Consider the following 14,777-nt stretch of genomic DNA (forward strand, 5'->3'; position numbering starts at 1 on the left):
GTCATACATGTACACAGCTATCGGTTACGCCGCTCAGTCAGCTACCGCCCCCCTCGCCCCGATGACCTTCGAACGTCGCGCTCCGCGCGCTGACGACGTTGCCATCGAAATCCTCTACTGCGGCGTCTGCCACTCCGACATCCACCAGGCGCGCAACGAGTGGGGCATTGCCGTTTACCCACTGATGCCCGGCCATGAGATCGTCGGTCGCGTCACTGCTACAGGCGCCAACGCCAACCAGTACAAGGTTGGCGATCTGGTCGGTGTCGGCTGCATGGTCGACTCGTGCCGCGAGTGCTCGGCCTGTAAATCGGATCTCGAACAGTATTGCCTGGAAGGCCCGACCATGACCTACGCCACGCCAGACCGCGTGGACGGCAGCAACACCATGGGCGGCTACTCGAACAGCATCGTGGTCGCCGAGCACTTCGTCGTTCGCGTTCCAGAGAAGCTCGACCCGGCCGCTGCTGCGCCGATTCTTTGCGCAGGCATCACCACCTATTCGCCACTCAAGCACTACGGCGTCAAGGCTGGCGACAAGGTCGGCATTCTGGGCATGGGTGGCCTGGGCCACATGGGCATCAAGTTTGCCAAGGCGATGGGCGCTGAAGTCACTCTGTTTACCCGTTCCGCAGCCAAGGCTCAGGAAGCCCGCCGCCAGGGTGCCGATCATGTGATCGTGTCTACTGACGCCGAACAGATGAAAGCCGCTGCCGGGCATTTCGACTTCCTGCTTGACACCATTCCGGTGCAGCACGATCTGAACCCCTACCTGGAAACGCTGCGCTTTGATGGCGTGCATATCCTGGTCGGCCTGATCGAGCCGGTCGAGCCGCCAGTCCACGCTGCCAATCTGGTGATGAGCCGCCGCGTACTGGCCGGTTCGCTGATCGGTGGTATCGCCGAAACCCAGGAAGTACTGGATTTCTGTGCCGAGAACGACATCACTTGCGACATCGAAATGCTCGATATCCGTAACATCAACGAAGCCTACGAGCGCATGCTGGCCGGTGACGTGAAATACCGTTTCGTAATCGACATGGCCACACTAAAGGCCTGATCCGTCGCCGATCAGCCGCCGAGATCGGCCGAGAGTTCCGCTGCAATCTTCTTGATCAGCGGGACCAGCTCGGCCATCTTCTCAAGCGGCATGTAAGGCACGGTACTGGCAACACTGATGCCGGCAACGATCTGTTTGCTGGCATCACGTACCGGAGCGGCGACACACCGGATCGACGGTTCGTTGTCCTCAAGATCAAACGCATAACCTCCTTGAACGTATTCTTCCCTTCGCGCTTGCAATTGCGCCCAGGTTTGCTGCTCATGCGCAGGCCACAGCGGGTTCCTGCCTGACGCCGGCATGCTGACCTCGTACAGCCGCTGCCATTCCGATTGCGCACTGTCCAGCAACAATGCCTTGCCTATACCGGTTCGCACCAGTGGCATGCGGTGCCCGACCCTCGAGCGCATTTCCGGGCCGTTGCGGCCAGGATTCTTGTGCAGGTAAAGCACGTCGTCCCCTTCCCGCACAGCCAGATGCACGGTATCGCCCGTCAGTTCCGAGAGTTGATCGAGGTATGGGCGTGCAAGCATCGCCAATGGCACTTCCTCACGAGCCTGAAAACCCAGTTCGATCAGCTTAGGCCCAAGGAGGTAACCCACCTGCGGCACCACGCGCAGGTAGCGCTCATCGACCAGGCAACTGGCCAGCCGATGGGTAGTGCTGCGCGTAGTGCCAATCAACCGGGCTATTTCCTTCAGGTCGCGTGCGCCCCCGGCCACCGCCTGAACCACACCCAGCCCGCGTAAAAGGGTCTGGGTGCCGGTCGGGGCCAGCGCTTTGCTGGTGAGAGGTTCAGCGGGGAGTAAGTCGTTGTGCATGAAAGGCCTTGCTCGGACAGAAAGGATTCGGATCGAAAGCTGGCGGCATTATCGTCGCCAGCGTCCGCAGACGTCGACATCAGAGCTCGATACGTTCGACTTTTCCTACCAGAAGGATGTAGGACAGCGCTCCCAACAACGCCAGCATCGAGATATAGGTGATCGCTGGCGCGAACGAATCGCCCGACGCCAGAAAACCGATCACGATCGGCGTGGCGATGGCCGACAGGTTGCCGATGAAATTGAAGGTACCGCCGGTCAGGCCCAACAGGCGCGCCGGAGCCAGGGTCGAGACCAGCGACCAGGTGATCGAGGCCAGCCCGTTACCAAAGAACGCCAACGCCAGGAAGGCAATGACCAGCGGCGTCGAGTCAACGAAGTTGGCACCTATGATCGACGTGGAAATCAGCAGGCCGGCGATGATCGGCAGCTTGCGGGCGAAGCCTACCGTATGGCCACGGCGGATCAGCCAGTCGGAGAAGAAGCCTGAACACAACACACCGACAAACGCCGCCAGGAATGGCAATGATGCTAAGAGGCCGGATTTTATGAAGTCCATGCCCCGGTATTTCACCAGGTAGGTCGGGAACCAGGTAAGGAAGAACCATAAGGTGGAATTCAGACAGAACTGCCCGAGATAGATACCCCACAGCTTGCGCTTGCTCAGTACGATGTCCAGGTCCATCCAGCTGAAACCCTGCTTCTGTTTTTCGACGTCGCGCTGGATATCTACCAGACCGCCACCGTCTTTGATCAGGTCGATCTCCTGCTGATTGACCCCTTTGAAGTCACGCGGCTCGCGATACACCATGTACCAGATCAACGCCCACAGCACGCCGACCCCGCCCGTAACGACAAACACCATGTGCCAGCCGTAATGCGCCTGCAGCCAGGCCAGTATCGGCGTCAGGAACGCCAGGCCGATGAACTGGCCCGAGGTGTAGACGCCAATGGCCGTGGCGCGCTCGCGCTCTGGGAACCAGGTGGTCACCACCCGGCTATTGATTGGATAGGCTGGCGCCTCCAGCGCGCCGACGGCCATGCGCAGCACAAACAGCGCGATGAAGCTGGCGGCGAAACCGAGCATGATGGTGGCAATGGACCACAGGAGCAGCGCAGCGGTGTAAAGGATGCGCGGCGGCACACGGTCAACCAGCCAGCCGCCGGGCAGTTGCATGGCGGCATAGGTCCAGCCGAAGGCGGAAAAGATCAACCCGACATGCACCGTATCAAGACCCAGTTCGGCGGTCAGCGCTGGCGCCGCGATGGACAGATTGCTGCGATCGAGATAGTTGATCACCACGGTGATGAACAGCAGCACCATGATAAAGAAACGCTTGCGGGACGGCGTTACCAGCGATGCTGCACCTTCCATAGTTCGAGTGCGCATGGAATGTAGCCTCTTGTTGGATTTATTATTTGGCGAACTCTCGTTCCCACGCTGCGCGCTCAGCGTTATACATAAGTCCTGAGAAGCCCATAGATTGGCTTCTGGCCGAAGACCAGAATCAAAAGCCGACTTGTATAAAACGCTGAACGAAGAGCGTGTGCACGATCATGGAGTCGCCCTACCACTCCGCAAAACTGCCGTCCGCGTGGCGCCAGATCGGGTTGCGCCAGCGGTGGCCGATGGCGGCGCGCTCGATGACGTACTCTTCGTTGATTTCGATGCCAAGGCCCGGACCATTGGGAATCTTGACCATGCCTTTGTCGTAGTCGAAGACTTCCGGATGCTTGACGTAATCCAGCAGATCGTTGCTTTCGTTGTAGTGGATACCCAGACTCTGCTCCTGAATAAAGGCGTTGTAACAAACCGCGTCCAGCTGCAGGCAGGCGGCCAGCGCAATCGGTCCCAGCGGGCAATGCAGCGCCAGCGCGACGTCGTAGGCTTCGGCCATGTTGGCGATCTTGCGGGTCTCGGTGATGCCGCCCGCGTGGGACGCATCAGGCTGAATGATGTCAACGTAGCCTTCGCTCAACACGCGCTTGAAGTCCCAGCGCGAGAACAGCCGTTCGCCCAGTGCAATGGGCGTGCTGGTCAGCGGCGCCAGCTCTTTCAGTGCTTCGTAGTTCTCGCTGAGCACTGGTTCTTCGATGAACATCAGCTTGTAGGCATCCAGCTCTTTCATCAGCACCTTGGCCATCGGCTTGTGAACCCTGCCATGGAAATCCACGCCAATGCCCACATTCGGTCCCACCGCGTCACGCACAGCAGCAACGTTGGCCAATGCCAGGTCGACTTTGTCGAAAGTGTCGAGAAACTGCAGCTCTTCGGTGCCATTCATCTTCACGGCGGTAAAACCGCGCTCTACCGCCTCTTTGGCCGCCCGCGCCGTGTCGGCAGGACGATCACCGCCAATCCATGAGTAGACACGTATCTTGTCGCGCACTTGGCCACCAAGCAGGTCGCTGACCGACACTCCCAGCGCCTTGCCCTTGATGTCCCAAAGCGCCTGATCGATACCTGCCAGCGCGCTCATGTGGATTGCGCCGCCACGATAGAAGCCACCGCGGTACAGCACTGTCCAGATGTCCTCAATGTTGCGCGGGTCCTTGCCGATCAGGTAATCGGAAAGCTCTTCCACAGCGGCAGCCACGGTGTGCGCGCGACCTTCGACCACCGGCTCGCCCCAGCCGACGACGCCCTCGTCGGTCTCGACCTTGAGGAAGCACCAGCGCGGCGGAACGATGAATGTGGTGAGTTTGGTGATTTTCATGGATGCGGTTTCTCTTGTTGATTCTCTTATTGGTTTAAAGCAGCCAGAGTGCCGGTCAGTCTGAATGCGCTGCGCTGTGCTGTTTCCAGGCGGCCACATAGGCCTTGGCCCGCTCGGCGACATCAGCAGCATTCATGCCGGGTTTGAACAGCCCGGAACCGAGGCCGAAGCCTTTCACCCCTGCGTCCAGAAACACCTTCATGTTGTCGGGCGAGATACCGCCGACCGGCAGCAGGATCGTGCCCTTCGGCAAGACCGCGAGCCATGCCTTGACCACCGCAGGCGACATCTGCTCTGCAGGAAACAGCTTGAGCACATCCGCGCCTTCCGCCAGCGCAGCAAACGCCTCGGTCGGCGTCGCGACGCCTGGCGATAGAAACAGTCCGGCGGCCTTGGCGGCACGCAATACCCTGGCATCGCTGTGCGGCATGACGATGACCTGCCCGCCAGCATCCTTGACCTGGGTCACTTGCTCGGGGGTCAACACTGTTCCGGCACCGATCAGGCAATCGGCAGGCAGTTGCTGGCGCAGCAAGCGGATACTGTCGAACGGTTGCGGTGAGTTGAGCGGCACTTCGATGACCCGAAACCCGGCCTCGTACAGCACATCGCCCACTGCCGGTGCTTCTTCAGGACGCAGGCCACGCAGAATCGCGACCAGACCGTTTTCCTTCAATGCTTGCTTGAGCATGTCAAACCTCTCGAATGTGTTGGGACGAACGACGCGCGATCAGGCCAGCCTGGACAGCGACTTGCCACAGGCCGCGCTCGGTCGCCTGCTCGGCCAATGTCACCCCTGGGAACCCACAGACGACCAGCCCTCGTGCGTAACGCGCGCACAGCAGCTCATTGCCAATCAGGATCACTGCAGGCAGGTGTTCATGGTTATGCAGATGCAGCCGGGCAATGGCGCCCAGCTCATGGCCGATCAACAGGCCGGAAAGGTAATCAGGCTGGGCGCTCGCGGGCAATTGCCCGGTCAGTCCGAGCGTTCGGGTACTGAAAATGGTGGACAGCGGCCCGGCAGAGCCCGCATCCGACAGGGCAATCGACAACCCGCGATCAAAGGCCTGCTCATCGAACGCGTCGCCAGGCTGCATGGTGCGGCCCAGAATCGTATGCGCACACAGGGCGGCATAGACCTCGCCGGTCATGAAGGTGTCGAAATGGACGATGCGTCCGCGAACGACCTGCACCCATTTGGAATGGCTGCCCGGTAGCCCGATCAGCAATGGCTGGCCATCAACCTGAGTGTCTAGGCCGGCCAGCACACCCAGCACCTGAGTTTCTTCGCCACGCATGACATTGGGCAGGGTTGCACGCTGCAACACGCCGGGAATGATATGAACGGTAACGCCACTTGCGCTGCGCACGGTATGCAAGGCGGCACTCAGCTCGTTGACGCTGGCAGGCGTTTCCCGATAAGCCGCCTCTCGCCAGCCCTGTGCGCTGCCGACCATTCCGCAGGCGATCACTGGCAACTCGGGCTCGGCATCCAGCCAGTCGCCGCAGGCCTGATTGAACGCCAGATCGAAACCGTTACTGCACAGCTGCCCGGAAATAAGGCGCGGCGTAGTCGGCAACTGCATGATGCCCGCGCTTAGCGCGCGCTGTTCCAGCACCTGGCCGTGCTCGCCAAGTCGATAAGCCCGAAGGGAAGTCGTCCCCCAATCGAGTGCGATCAGTTGCGCCTGCATTGCTTCACCTGTTGTTTTATTGGAGTGAGTGCAGAACGACTATAAACCTGTTGTTACAATTATCTCAATATGTAAATTTCAATCCCATATATAGGGAATCATAGAAGTAAAAACTGTCGACCATAAAAAACCCGCTGCCCTCGCAGGCAGCGGGTTTCGTATAAAGCCGCAGTATCAACGCTCCAGCAAGATCCTCAGCATGCGACGCAGCGGTTCGGCCGCGCCCCACAACAGCTGGTCACCTACCGTGAACGCGCCCAAGTATTGCGAGCCCATGTTCAATTTGCGCAGACGGCCTACCGGCACGCTCATGGTACCGGTCACGGCCGTCGGGCTCAGCTCATGCATGCTGGCTTCACGGTTGTTCGGCACCAGCTTCACCCAAGGGTTGTGCTGGCTGATCAGGCCTTCGATATCCGCAATCGGGACATCCTTGTTCAGCTTGATGGTCAGTGCCTGGCTGTGGCAACGCATGGCACCGATGCGCACGCAGATACCATCGACCGGGATCGGACTCTTGAAACGGCCAAGAATCTTGTTGGTCTCGGCCTGGCCTTTCCACTCTTCGCGGCTCTGGCCGTTCGGCAGCGCCTTGTCGATCCACGGGATCAGGCTGCCAGCCAAGGGCACACCGAAGTTCTCGGTCGGGAACGACTCGCTACGCATGGCTTCTGCCACCTTGCGGTCGATATCCAGAATGGCGCTGGCCGGGTTGGCCAGCTCGTCAGCCACCGAGGCGTGTACCGCGCCCATCTGCCTGATCAGCTCACGCATGTTCTGCGCACCGGCACCGGAAGCCGCCTGATAGGTCATGACGTTCGTCCACTCGACCAGACCGGCATCGAACAGACCGCCCAGGCCCATCAGCATCAGGCTGACCGTGCAGTTACCGCCAATGTAGTTTTTGGTGCCCGCGTCCAGTTGCTGGTCGATGACCTTGCGGTTGACCGGGTCAAGCACGATCACGGCATCATCCTGCATGCGCAGGCTAGAGGCCGCGTCGATCCAGTAACCCTGCCAGCCTGCTTCGCGCAGCTTGGGGAACACCTCATTGGTGTAGTCGCCGCCCTGACAGGTCAGAACCACGTCGAGGGTTTTCAGCTCATCGATGCTGTAGGCATCTTTCAGCGGCGCAACATCCTTGCCCACCGAAGGCGCCTGGCCACCGACGTTGGAGGTAGTGAAGAACACCGGCTCAATGAGATCGAAGTCCTGCTCTTCCCGCATCCGCTGCATGAGCACGGAACCGACCATGCCACGCCAACCGATCAGACCTACACGTTTCATCGCAACTACACCTTGAATAAAAGTGGGACCGCCGCTCTGCGCGTGAACAGCAGGCGGCGGGCCAGAGAGATTACAGATTCCGCAGCGCGGCGACTACTGCATCGCCCATTTCCTGCGTACCGACTTTGACATGGCCCTCGGACCAGATGTCGCCGGTACGGATACCCTGGTCCAGGACCAGGCTGACGGCTTTTTCGATAGCGTCGGCGGCATCGGTCAGGTTGAAGCTGTAACGCAGCATCATCGACACCGACAAAATGGTCGCCAGCGGGTTGGCGATGCCTTTGCCGGCAATGTCCGGTGCCGAACCGTGGCAAGGCTCATACATGCCCTTGTTGGCGGTATCCAGCGAGGCCGACGGCAGCATGCCGATGGAGCCAGTGAGCATCGACGCCTGATCGGACAGGATGTCGCCAAACAGGTTGTCGGTGACGATCACATCGAACTGCTTGGGTGCTCGTACCAGTTGCATGGCGGCGTTGTCGACGTACATGTGGCTGAGTTCGACTTCCGGGTAGTCCCTGGCGACCTGCTCGACGATTTCACGCCACAACTGGCTGGAGGCCAGCACGTTGGCCTTGTCCACGGAGCAAAGCTTCTTGCCACGCACCATGGCCATGTCGAAACCGACCTTGGCAATGCGGCGGATCTCGCTTTCGCTGTACGGCAGCGTGTCATAAGCCTCACACTCGCCATTATCCAGCACGCGAGTACCGCGTGGCGCGCCAAAATAGATGCCACCGGTCAGTTCGCGAACGATCAGGATGTCCAGACCAGCAACGATTTCCGGCTTGAGGCTCGACGCGTCGGCCAGTTGCGGATAAAGGATCGCCGGACGCAGGTTGCCGAACAAGCCCAGTTGCGAACGGATTTTCAGCAGACCGCGCTCAGGACGGATGTCGCGTTCGATGGTGTCCCATTTCGGACCGCCGACTGCACCGAGCAGGACGGCATCGGCTGCACGTGCGCGGTCGAGGGTCTCGTCGGCCAGCGGCACGCCATGCTTGTCGATGGCTGCACCGCCGATCACGTCGTGGGTCAATTCAAAGCCCAGTTGGTACTTTTCATTGGCCAGTTCCAGCACCTTGACCGCTTCCGTCATGATTTCCGGACCGATACCATCACCTGGGAGAATCAGAATCTGCTTGCTCATAACATCCTCGATTTTGTGCATCGGCGTCGTGAACAACGCCTGTTTATAACGCTCGCAGCGGCGAAAAATTTATCACCTGTCTTAAACACTTTTGCCAGCAAGGCGCAGGGCACCTTGCTGGCAAACAGACAGGTTGCGATAACTGAATCAGTCGCGGAACAGCCACGGCTGGCTGGCGCGGTGCTTGCTCTCGAAACTGGCGATTGCGTCGGCATCCATCAGCGTCAGGCCGATGTCGTCCAGACCATTGAGCAGGCAGTGTTTGCGGAACGCGTCGATTTCAAAGCTCAGGACCTTGCCGTCAGGCCGGGTGACGGTCTGTGCTTGCAGGTCGATGCTCAACTGATAGCCGAGGCTTGCCTCGACCTGCTTGAACAGCTCGTCAACGTCAGCTTCGCTCAGAATGATCGGCAACAGGCCGTTCTTGAAGCTGTTATTGAAGAAGATGTCAGCGTAGCTCGGCGCGATGATTGCGCAAAAACCGTACTCTTCCAGCGCCCACGGTGCGTGCTCGCGGCTGGAGCCACAGCCGAAGTTTTCCCGAGCCAACAGAACGCTGGCCCCCTGATAACGCTCGTGGTTGAGCACGAAATCGTGGTTCAGCGGACGCTTGGAGTTGTCTTGATAAGGCTGCCCCACGTCCAGGTAACGCCATTCATCGAACAGGTTCGGACCAAAGCCCGTGCGCTTGATCGACTTGAGAAACTGCTTGGGGATGATCTGGTCAGTGTCGACGTTGGCTCGGTCCAGAGGAGCGACCAGGCCACTGTGCTGGGTAAAGGCTTTCATGCTGGATTCCTCAAAGCTGGATCAAGTCGCGGACATCGATGAAACGGCCATTGACCGCCGCCGCAGCAGCCATCGCCGGGCTTACCAGATGCGTGCGACCGCCAGCGCCCTGACGGCCTTCAAAGTTGCGGTTGGAGGTGGACGCGCAGTGCTCACCGGAACCCAGACGGTCCGGGTTCATCGCCAGGCACATCGAGCAGCCCGGCTCGCGCCATTCAAAGCCAGCTTCGATGAAGACTTTGTCCAGCCCTTCCTTCTCGGCCTGCTCCTTGATCAAACCGGAACCGGGCACCACGATGGCCTGCTTGATGGTCGCGGCCACCTTGCGCCCTTTGGCGACATCGGCAGCCGCACGCAGGTCTTCGATCCGCGAGTTGGTGCAGGAGCCGATGAACACACGATCCAGCTGGATATCGGTGATCGGCTGATTGGCTTTCAGGCCCATGTATTTGAGGGCGCGCTCAATGGAGCCACGCTTGACCAGATCCGGCTCCTGCGCAGGGTCCGGCACGTTCTGATCGACCGCCAGCACCATTTCCGGCGAAGTACCCCAGCTGACCTGCGGTTTGATCTGCGCAGCATCAAGCTTGACCACGGTATCGAACACGGCGTCCGGATCGGACACCAGGTCTTTCCAGGCCTCGACGGCGAGGTCCCATTCAGCGCCCTTCGGCGCAAACGGACGGCCTTTGACGTACTCGACGGTTTTCTCGTCGGTAGCCACCATGCCGACCCGGGCACCTGCTTCGATGGACATGTTGCAGATGGTCATGCGACCTTCGATCGACAGGTCGCGAATCGCGCTGCCGGCGAACTCGATGGCATAACCGTTACCGCCGGCGGTGCCGATCTTGCCGATCACGGCCAGCACAATGTCTTTTGCAGTCACGCCGAACGGCAGTTGCCCTTCGACCGAGACCAGCATGTTCTTCATTTTCTTGGCCACCAGACACTGGGTGGCGAGCACATGCTCGACCTCCGAAGTACCGATACCGTGCGCCAGTGCGCCAAACGCGCCGTGGGTCGAGGTGTGCGAGTCGCCACAGACCACGCTCATGCCTGGCAGGGTTGCGCCCTGCTCCGGGCAGATGACGTGAACGATGCCCTGGCGCGGGTCGTTCATCTTGAATTCGATGATGCCGTACTCGTCGCAGTTGTCGTCGAGGGTCTGCACCTGCAGACGCGACACCTGATCTTCAATGGCATTGATGCCACCCTTGCGTTCTGCGGTGGTCGGAACGTTGTGGTCAGGCGTGGCGATGATCGAGTCGATTCGCCATGGCTTGCGCTTCGCCAGCCGCAGGCCTTCGAACGCTTGCGGCGAGGTCACTTCGTGGATGATATGCCGGTCAATGTAGATCAGCGCCGAACCGTCGTCGCGCTGTTTGACCAAATGCGAATCCCAGAGCTTGTCGTAGAGCGTTTTCCCGGCCATCGGACGTACTTCCTCATCAGCTTCTTTATATGCCTTGGGCAATCGTGATGATGACCCTTTCGGCTTGTGCGTTCATCGTATGGAATATGCTTAAATAACTCAAATTCATAATTTTCATGCTTTGGATAACCAAATGGAATCCGACTATGGACCTCGCCAACCTCAATGCCTTTATCGCTATCGCCGAGACCGGAAGCTTCTCCGGCGCCGGTGAGCGGCTGCACATCACCCAACCCGCGATCAGCAAGCGCATTGCCGGCCTGGAACAGCAGCTCAATGTCCGTTTGTTCGATCGCCTGGGTCGCGAAGTCAGCCTTACCGAAGCAGGCCGCGCCCTGTTGCCCCGCGCCTATCAGATTCTCAACGTGCTGGATGACACCCGACGCGCGCTGACCAACCTGACCGGCGAAGTTACCGGCCGCCTGACCTTGGCGACCAGCCACCATATCGGCCTGCATCGCTTGCCCCCCGTGCTGCGGGCCTTCACTCGCGCCTACCCGAAGGTTGCGCTGGACATCCAGTTTCTCGATTCGGAAGTGGCATACGAAGAGATTCTGCATGGCCGCGCAGAGCTTGCAGTCATCACCCTGGCGCCCGAACCGCATACCTTGATCCGCGCAATGCCCGTCTGGGACGACCCACTGGACTTCGTTGCAGCCCCTGAACACCCGCTGGCCAACGGCGGGCCGATGAAACTTGAAGACATAGTGCGTTACCCGGCAGTGTTTCCGGGCAGCAACACCTTCACCCATCACATCGTCAGCAAGCTGTGCGAGGCTCAGGGCCTCAAGCCCAACATTGCAATGAGCACCAATTATATGGAGACCATCAAGATGATGGTTTCCATCGGCCTGGCCTGGAGCGTTCTGCCACGCACCATGCTCGATGAGCAAGTAGCGCGCATTCCATTGCCCGGCGTGCAACTCAATCGCCAGCTAGGCTACATCCTGCACACTGAACGAACGCTTTCAAATGCAGCAAGAGCATTCATGAAATTGCTTGACGCGCAGACACAGTAAATAAGCCCCGCTGCAGAACGCGGACCGCTCGCTCTAACGGTTTTATCAATCAAAGGCCAGTGATCCCATGCCCAAACCGCCACACACTGCTTCATCGCCAGGCGAGCCATCGCACGATGATGCGCTGCGCCTGCTGAAAGAGACCGGTGACCGCCTGCAACTGGCACTGGATCTGGCGCAGATGGGCACATGGGATCTGGACGTCGTCAGCAACAGAATGCAGGCCTCGACGCAAACGGCATACCTGCATGGCATGGGCGCACAGCCATTCGACGATGATGCCGAACGTTTCTTCAGCAAGCTGCCCACCGAAGAGCGCCGCCGAATACGCGAGGCTTACCAGGCAACCGTCGACAATCACGATGACTACCTGCAGATCATCTACCGCTTCCAACTCATAGATGGCTCATCGCGCCTGCTCGAAAGTCGTGCCCGGCTATACCGGGACGCTCAGGGTCAACTGTCGAGACTGGCCGGCACGCTGATGGACATCACCCAGAAACGAGCCCAGGCAGCCCTTGAGGCCAGTGAAGAGAAGTTCGCCAAGGCGTTCCACTCAAGCCCGGACTCGATCACCATCACCGAAATCGACTCGGGACGCTACGTGGAAGTCAACGACGGCTTCTGCCGGCTCACCGGCTTCAGCGCTCAGGAAGTGGTCGGCCGCACGGCGCATGAAATCGGTATCTGGACCGACACGTTGCAGCGCGAGTACATGATCGACGAGCTGCGCCTGAAAGGCCGTGTGCATCACCGGGAAATGAACGGTCGCGACAAAAATGGCGACCCGCTGGTGCTGGATATCTCGGTGGACTTCATCACCCTGAACGAAACCGCCTGCCTGCTCATGAACGCGCGCGACATTGGTCAGTTGAAAAACGCCCAGGCGCAGATCCACCACCTGGCGTATCACGACCCGCTGACCGGGCTGCCGAACAGAGCGTTGCTGATGGACCGGCTCGGTCAGCAGTTGTCACTGCTCAAGCACCAGAACCTGCGCGGCGCCCTGCTGTTTCTGGACCTGGACTATTTCAAACACATCAATGATTCGCTCGGCCACCCGGTGGGTGACAGCGTGCTTAATGTGGTCGCCGCGCGACTGGAAGCCAGCGTGCGCCAGGAAGACACCGTGGCCCGTCTGGGCGGTGACGAATTTGTGGTGCTGATCTGCGGGCTGGACGGCTCTCTGGATGAAGTCACTCGCAAGGTGCGGGTCCTGTCCGACAACCTGCGCGTGCTGCTGGCCGAACCGATGTTCCTCGATGGACATCGCCTGCAGGTGACACCGAGCATCGGTATAGTGCTGATTCCCGATGACGGCCTGACCCCGGCCGATGTGCTCAAGCGTGCCGATATCGCCCTGTATCGCGCCAAGGATGCCGGACGCAATACGTCACAGTTCTTCCACGTGTCAATGCAGCAGGCGGTCAGCAAGCGCTTGCAGCTCGAAAACGATTTGCGCATGGCACTGACCCGTAATGAATTCCATCTGCATTTTCAGGCTCAGGTCGATTGCCGAGACAACCAGATAACGGGGGCAGAAGCGCTGCTGCGCTGGCAGCACCCGGAGTATGGCCTGCTGCCTCCCGACCAGTTTGTCCAGATACTGGAAGAGAGCGGCATGATTCTGGAGGTTGGCAGCAGGATTCTTGACGATGCCTGTAAAATCGGCGGCCTGCTGTTGAGCCAGGGGCTGGTTGCGAAAGACCGCTTTCTGATGGGGGTCAATATCAGTCCTCGCCAGTTTCGTCAGAACGACTTCGTCGAGCGCGTAGAACACAGCCTGAAACAACATCAGTTGCCTGCCTCCATGCTCAAACTGGAAATAACCGAAGGCATCGTCATCCAGAATCTGGACGACACGATCCTCAAGATGCGCAGCCTGAAAAGCCTGGGCGTGAGCTTCGCCATGGATGATTTCGGTACCGGCTACTCGTCGCTCACCTACCTCAAACGGTTGCCGGTGGATACGCTGAAGATCGATCAGTCATTTGTTCAGGACGCCGCCAATGACCCTAATGATGCGGAAATCATTCGGGCCATCGTGGCAATGGCTCAGAGCCTCAAGCTGAATGTCATTGCCGAAGGCGTAGAAACTCCGGAGCAGCTGGCGTTTCTCGAAAAAGTAGGTTGTTACAACTATCAGGGGTATCTGTTCAGCGAGCCGCTGCCCGGTCCTGAGTTCGAATCGCTGCTGCAACTAAAACGGCCTGTACATCATCCTTGAAACAAACAAAGGCGCCCGAAGGCGCCTTTGCTGTTACGTGCCGCTGACTCAACGTCACCTGACGGATCAGTTTTCCAGCGCTTTCTGGCTGTTGAGCGGAATACGCTTTGGTTTTGCTTCTTCCGGCACGTTCCGCACCAGGTCAATATTCAGCAGGCCATGAGACAGATCGGCCCCTTTGACTTCGATATTGTCAGCCAGCCTGAACGACAGCTTGAATTCACGCCGGGCAATACCCTGATGCAGATAAGTAACGTTCTCGGCTTCTTGCTCACGCTTGCTGCCGATCACGGTCAGCACACCTTTCTCAACCTGCAACTCGAGATCCTGCTCTTGCATGCCTGCTGCAGCAATCACGATTCGGTAATGGTCATCGGTGTGCCGCTCCACGTTGTAGGGAGGGTAGCCGCTGGTTGTCTCATTTCGTGCCGCCGACTCGAAGAGGTCGTTGAAGCGGTCGAATCCCACTGAATTGCGAAACAGTGGAGCCAGAGAAAATGCAGTAGCCATAACAATTCTCCTGTTTATCAGCGAGTGGTTTACGCGACCCGTTTTCGGCATCGCTTGATCAC

At 59.2% G+C, this 14,777-nt stretch carries 13 protein-coding genes; 3 read left to right on the top strand and 10 right to left on the bottom strand.

Annotated elements, in window-relative coordinates:
- Positions 1-7 precede the first annotated feature (7 nt).
- Positions 8-1,060: an NAD(P)-dependent alcohol dehydrogenase gene (locus I9H09_RS15745; protein WP_005896937.1), complete on the top strand. Its 1,053-nt coding sequence runs from the start codon at positions 8-10 to the stop codon at positions 1,058-1,060.
- An 11-nt stretch (positions 1,061-1,071) separates the two neighbouring features.
- Here the strand turns inward: I9H09_RS15745 and I9H09_RS15750 are convergent, their stop codons facing one another.
- From I9H09_RS15750 to leuC, 9 genes are all read right to left on the bottom strand, one after another.
- Complete coding sequence (locus I9H09_RS15750; protein ID WP_122347799.1) at positions 1,072-1,881, bottom strand: IclR family transcriptional regulator; 810 nt, start codon at positions 1,879-1,881, stop codon at positions 1,072-1,074.
- Positions 1,882-1,960: 79 nt separating this feature from the next.
- Positions 1,961-3,271 carry an MFS transporter gene (locus I9H09_RS15755; RefSeq protein ID WP_122347800.1) on the bottom strand — a complete coding sequence of 437 codons (1,311 nt, stop codon included), beginning with the start codon at positions 3,269-3,271 and terminating at the stop codon, positions 1,961-1,963.
- Between the two features lie 178 nt (positions 3,272-3,449).
- The gene (dgoD, locus tag I9H09_RS15760; protein WP_005617237.1) at positions 3,450-4,598 is read right to left on the bottom strand and encodes a galactonate dehydratase; all 1,149 of its coding nucleotides are present in this window, start codon (positions 4,596-4,598) and stop codon (positions 3,450-3,452) included.
- 55 nt (positions 4,599-4,653) lie between these two features.
- Positions 4,654-5,289: a 2-dehydro-3-deoxy-6-phosphogalactonate aldolase gene (locus tag I9H09_RS15765; protein WP_122347801.1), complete on the bottom strand. Its 636-nt coding sequence runs from the start codon at positions 5,287-5,289 to the stop codon at positions 4,654-4,656.
- Position 5,290: 1 nt separating this feature from the next.
- Complete coding sequence (locus I9H09_RS15770) at positions 5,291-6,295, bottom strand: 2-dehydro-3-deoxygalactonokinase (protein WP_122311834.1); 1,005 nt, start codon at positions 6,293-6,295, stop codon at positions 5,291-5,293.
- A gap of 174 nt (positions 6,296-6,469) precedes the next feature.
- Positions 6,470-7,582 (bottom strand): aspartate-semialdehyde dehydrogenase, encoded by a 1,113-nt coding sequence (gene asd, locus I9H09_RS15775; protein WP_005893731.1) that lies wholly within the window; start codon positions 7,580-7,582, stop codon positions 6,470-6,472.
- A 70-nt stretch (positions 7,583-7,652) separates the two neighbouring features.
- Positions 7,653-8,735 carry a 3-isopropylmalate dehydrogenase gene (gene leuB / locus I9H09_RS15780; RefSeq protein ID WP_122347809.1) on the bottom strand — a complete coding sequence of 361 codons (1,083 nt, stop codon included), beginning with the start codon at positions 8,733-8,735 and terminating at the stop codon, positions 7,653-7,655.
- A gap of 147 nt (positions 8,736-8,882) precedes the next feature.
- Positions 8,883-9,524: a 3-isopropylmalate dehydratase small subunit gene (leuD, locus tag I9H09_RS15785; RefSeq protein ID WP_005893728.1), complete on the bottom strand. Its 642-nt coding sequence runs from the start codon at positions 9,522-9,524 to the stop codon at positions 8,883-8,885.
- A 10-nt stretch (positions 9,525-9,534) separates the two neighbouring features.
- Positions 9,535-10,959 (bottom strand): 3-isopropylmalate dehydratase large subunit, encoded by a 1,425-nt coding sequence (gene leuC / locus I9H09_RS15790; protein ID WP_005893727.1) that lies wholly within the window; start codon positions 10,957-10,959, stop codon positions 9,535-9,537.
- Between the two features lie 146 nt (positions 10,960-11,105).
- On the opposite strand from leuC, the gene I9H09_RS15795 reads away from it, so the two are divergent.
- Complete coding sequence (locus I9H09_RS15795) at positions 11,106-11,978, top strand: LysR family transcriptional regulator (RefSeq protein WP_005893725.1); 873 nt, start codon at positions 11,106-11,108, stop codon at positions 11,976-11,978.
- A 67-nt stretch (positions 11,979-12,045) separates the two neighbouring features.
- Complete coding sequence (locus I9H09_RS15800) at positions 12,046-14,205, top strand: putative bifunctional diguanylate cyclase/phosphodiesterase (protein WP_122311836.1); 2,160 nt, start codon at positions 12,046-12,048, stop codon at positions 14,203-14,205.
- A gap of 66 nt (positions 14,206-14,271) precedes the next feature.
- Here I9H09_RS15800 and I9H09_RS15805 read toward each other — a convergent pair whose 3' ends face one another.
- Entirely contained in the window at positions 14,272-14,715 is a 444-nt protein-coding gene (locus I9H09_RS15805) for an Hsp20 family protein (protein ID WP_005893722.1), read from the bottom strand.
- Positions 14,716-14,777 lie beyond the last annotated feature (62 nt).

Origin of the sequence: Pseudomonas tremae (assembly GCF_023278125.1) — a bacterium.
In the GTDB taxonomy this organism is placed as follows: domain Bacteria; phylum Pseudomonadota; class Gammaproteobacteria; order Pseudomonadales; family Pseudomonadaceae; genus Aquipseudomonas; species Aquipseudomonas tremae.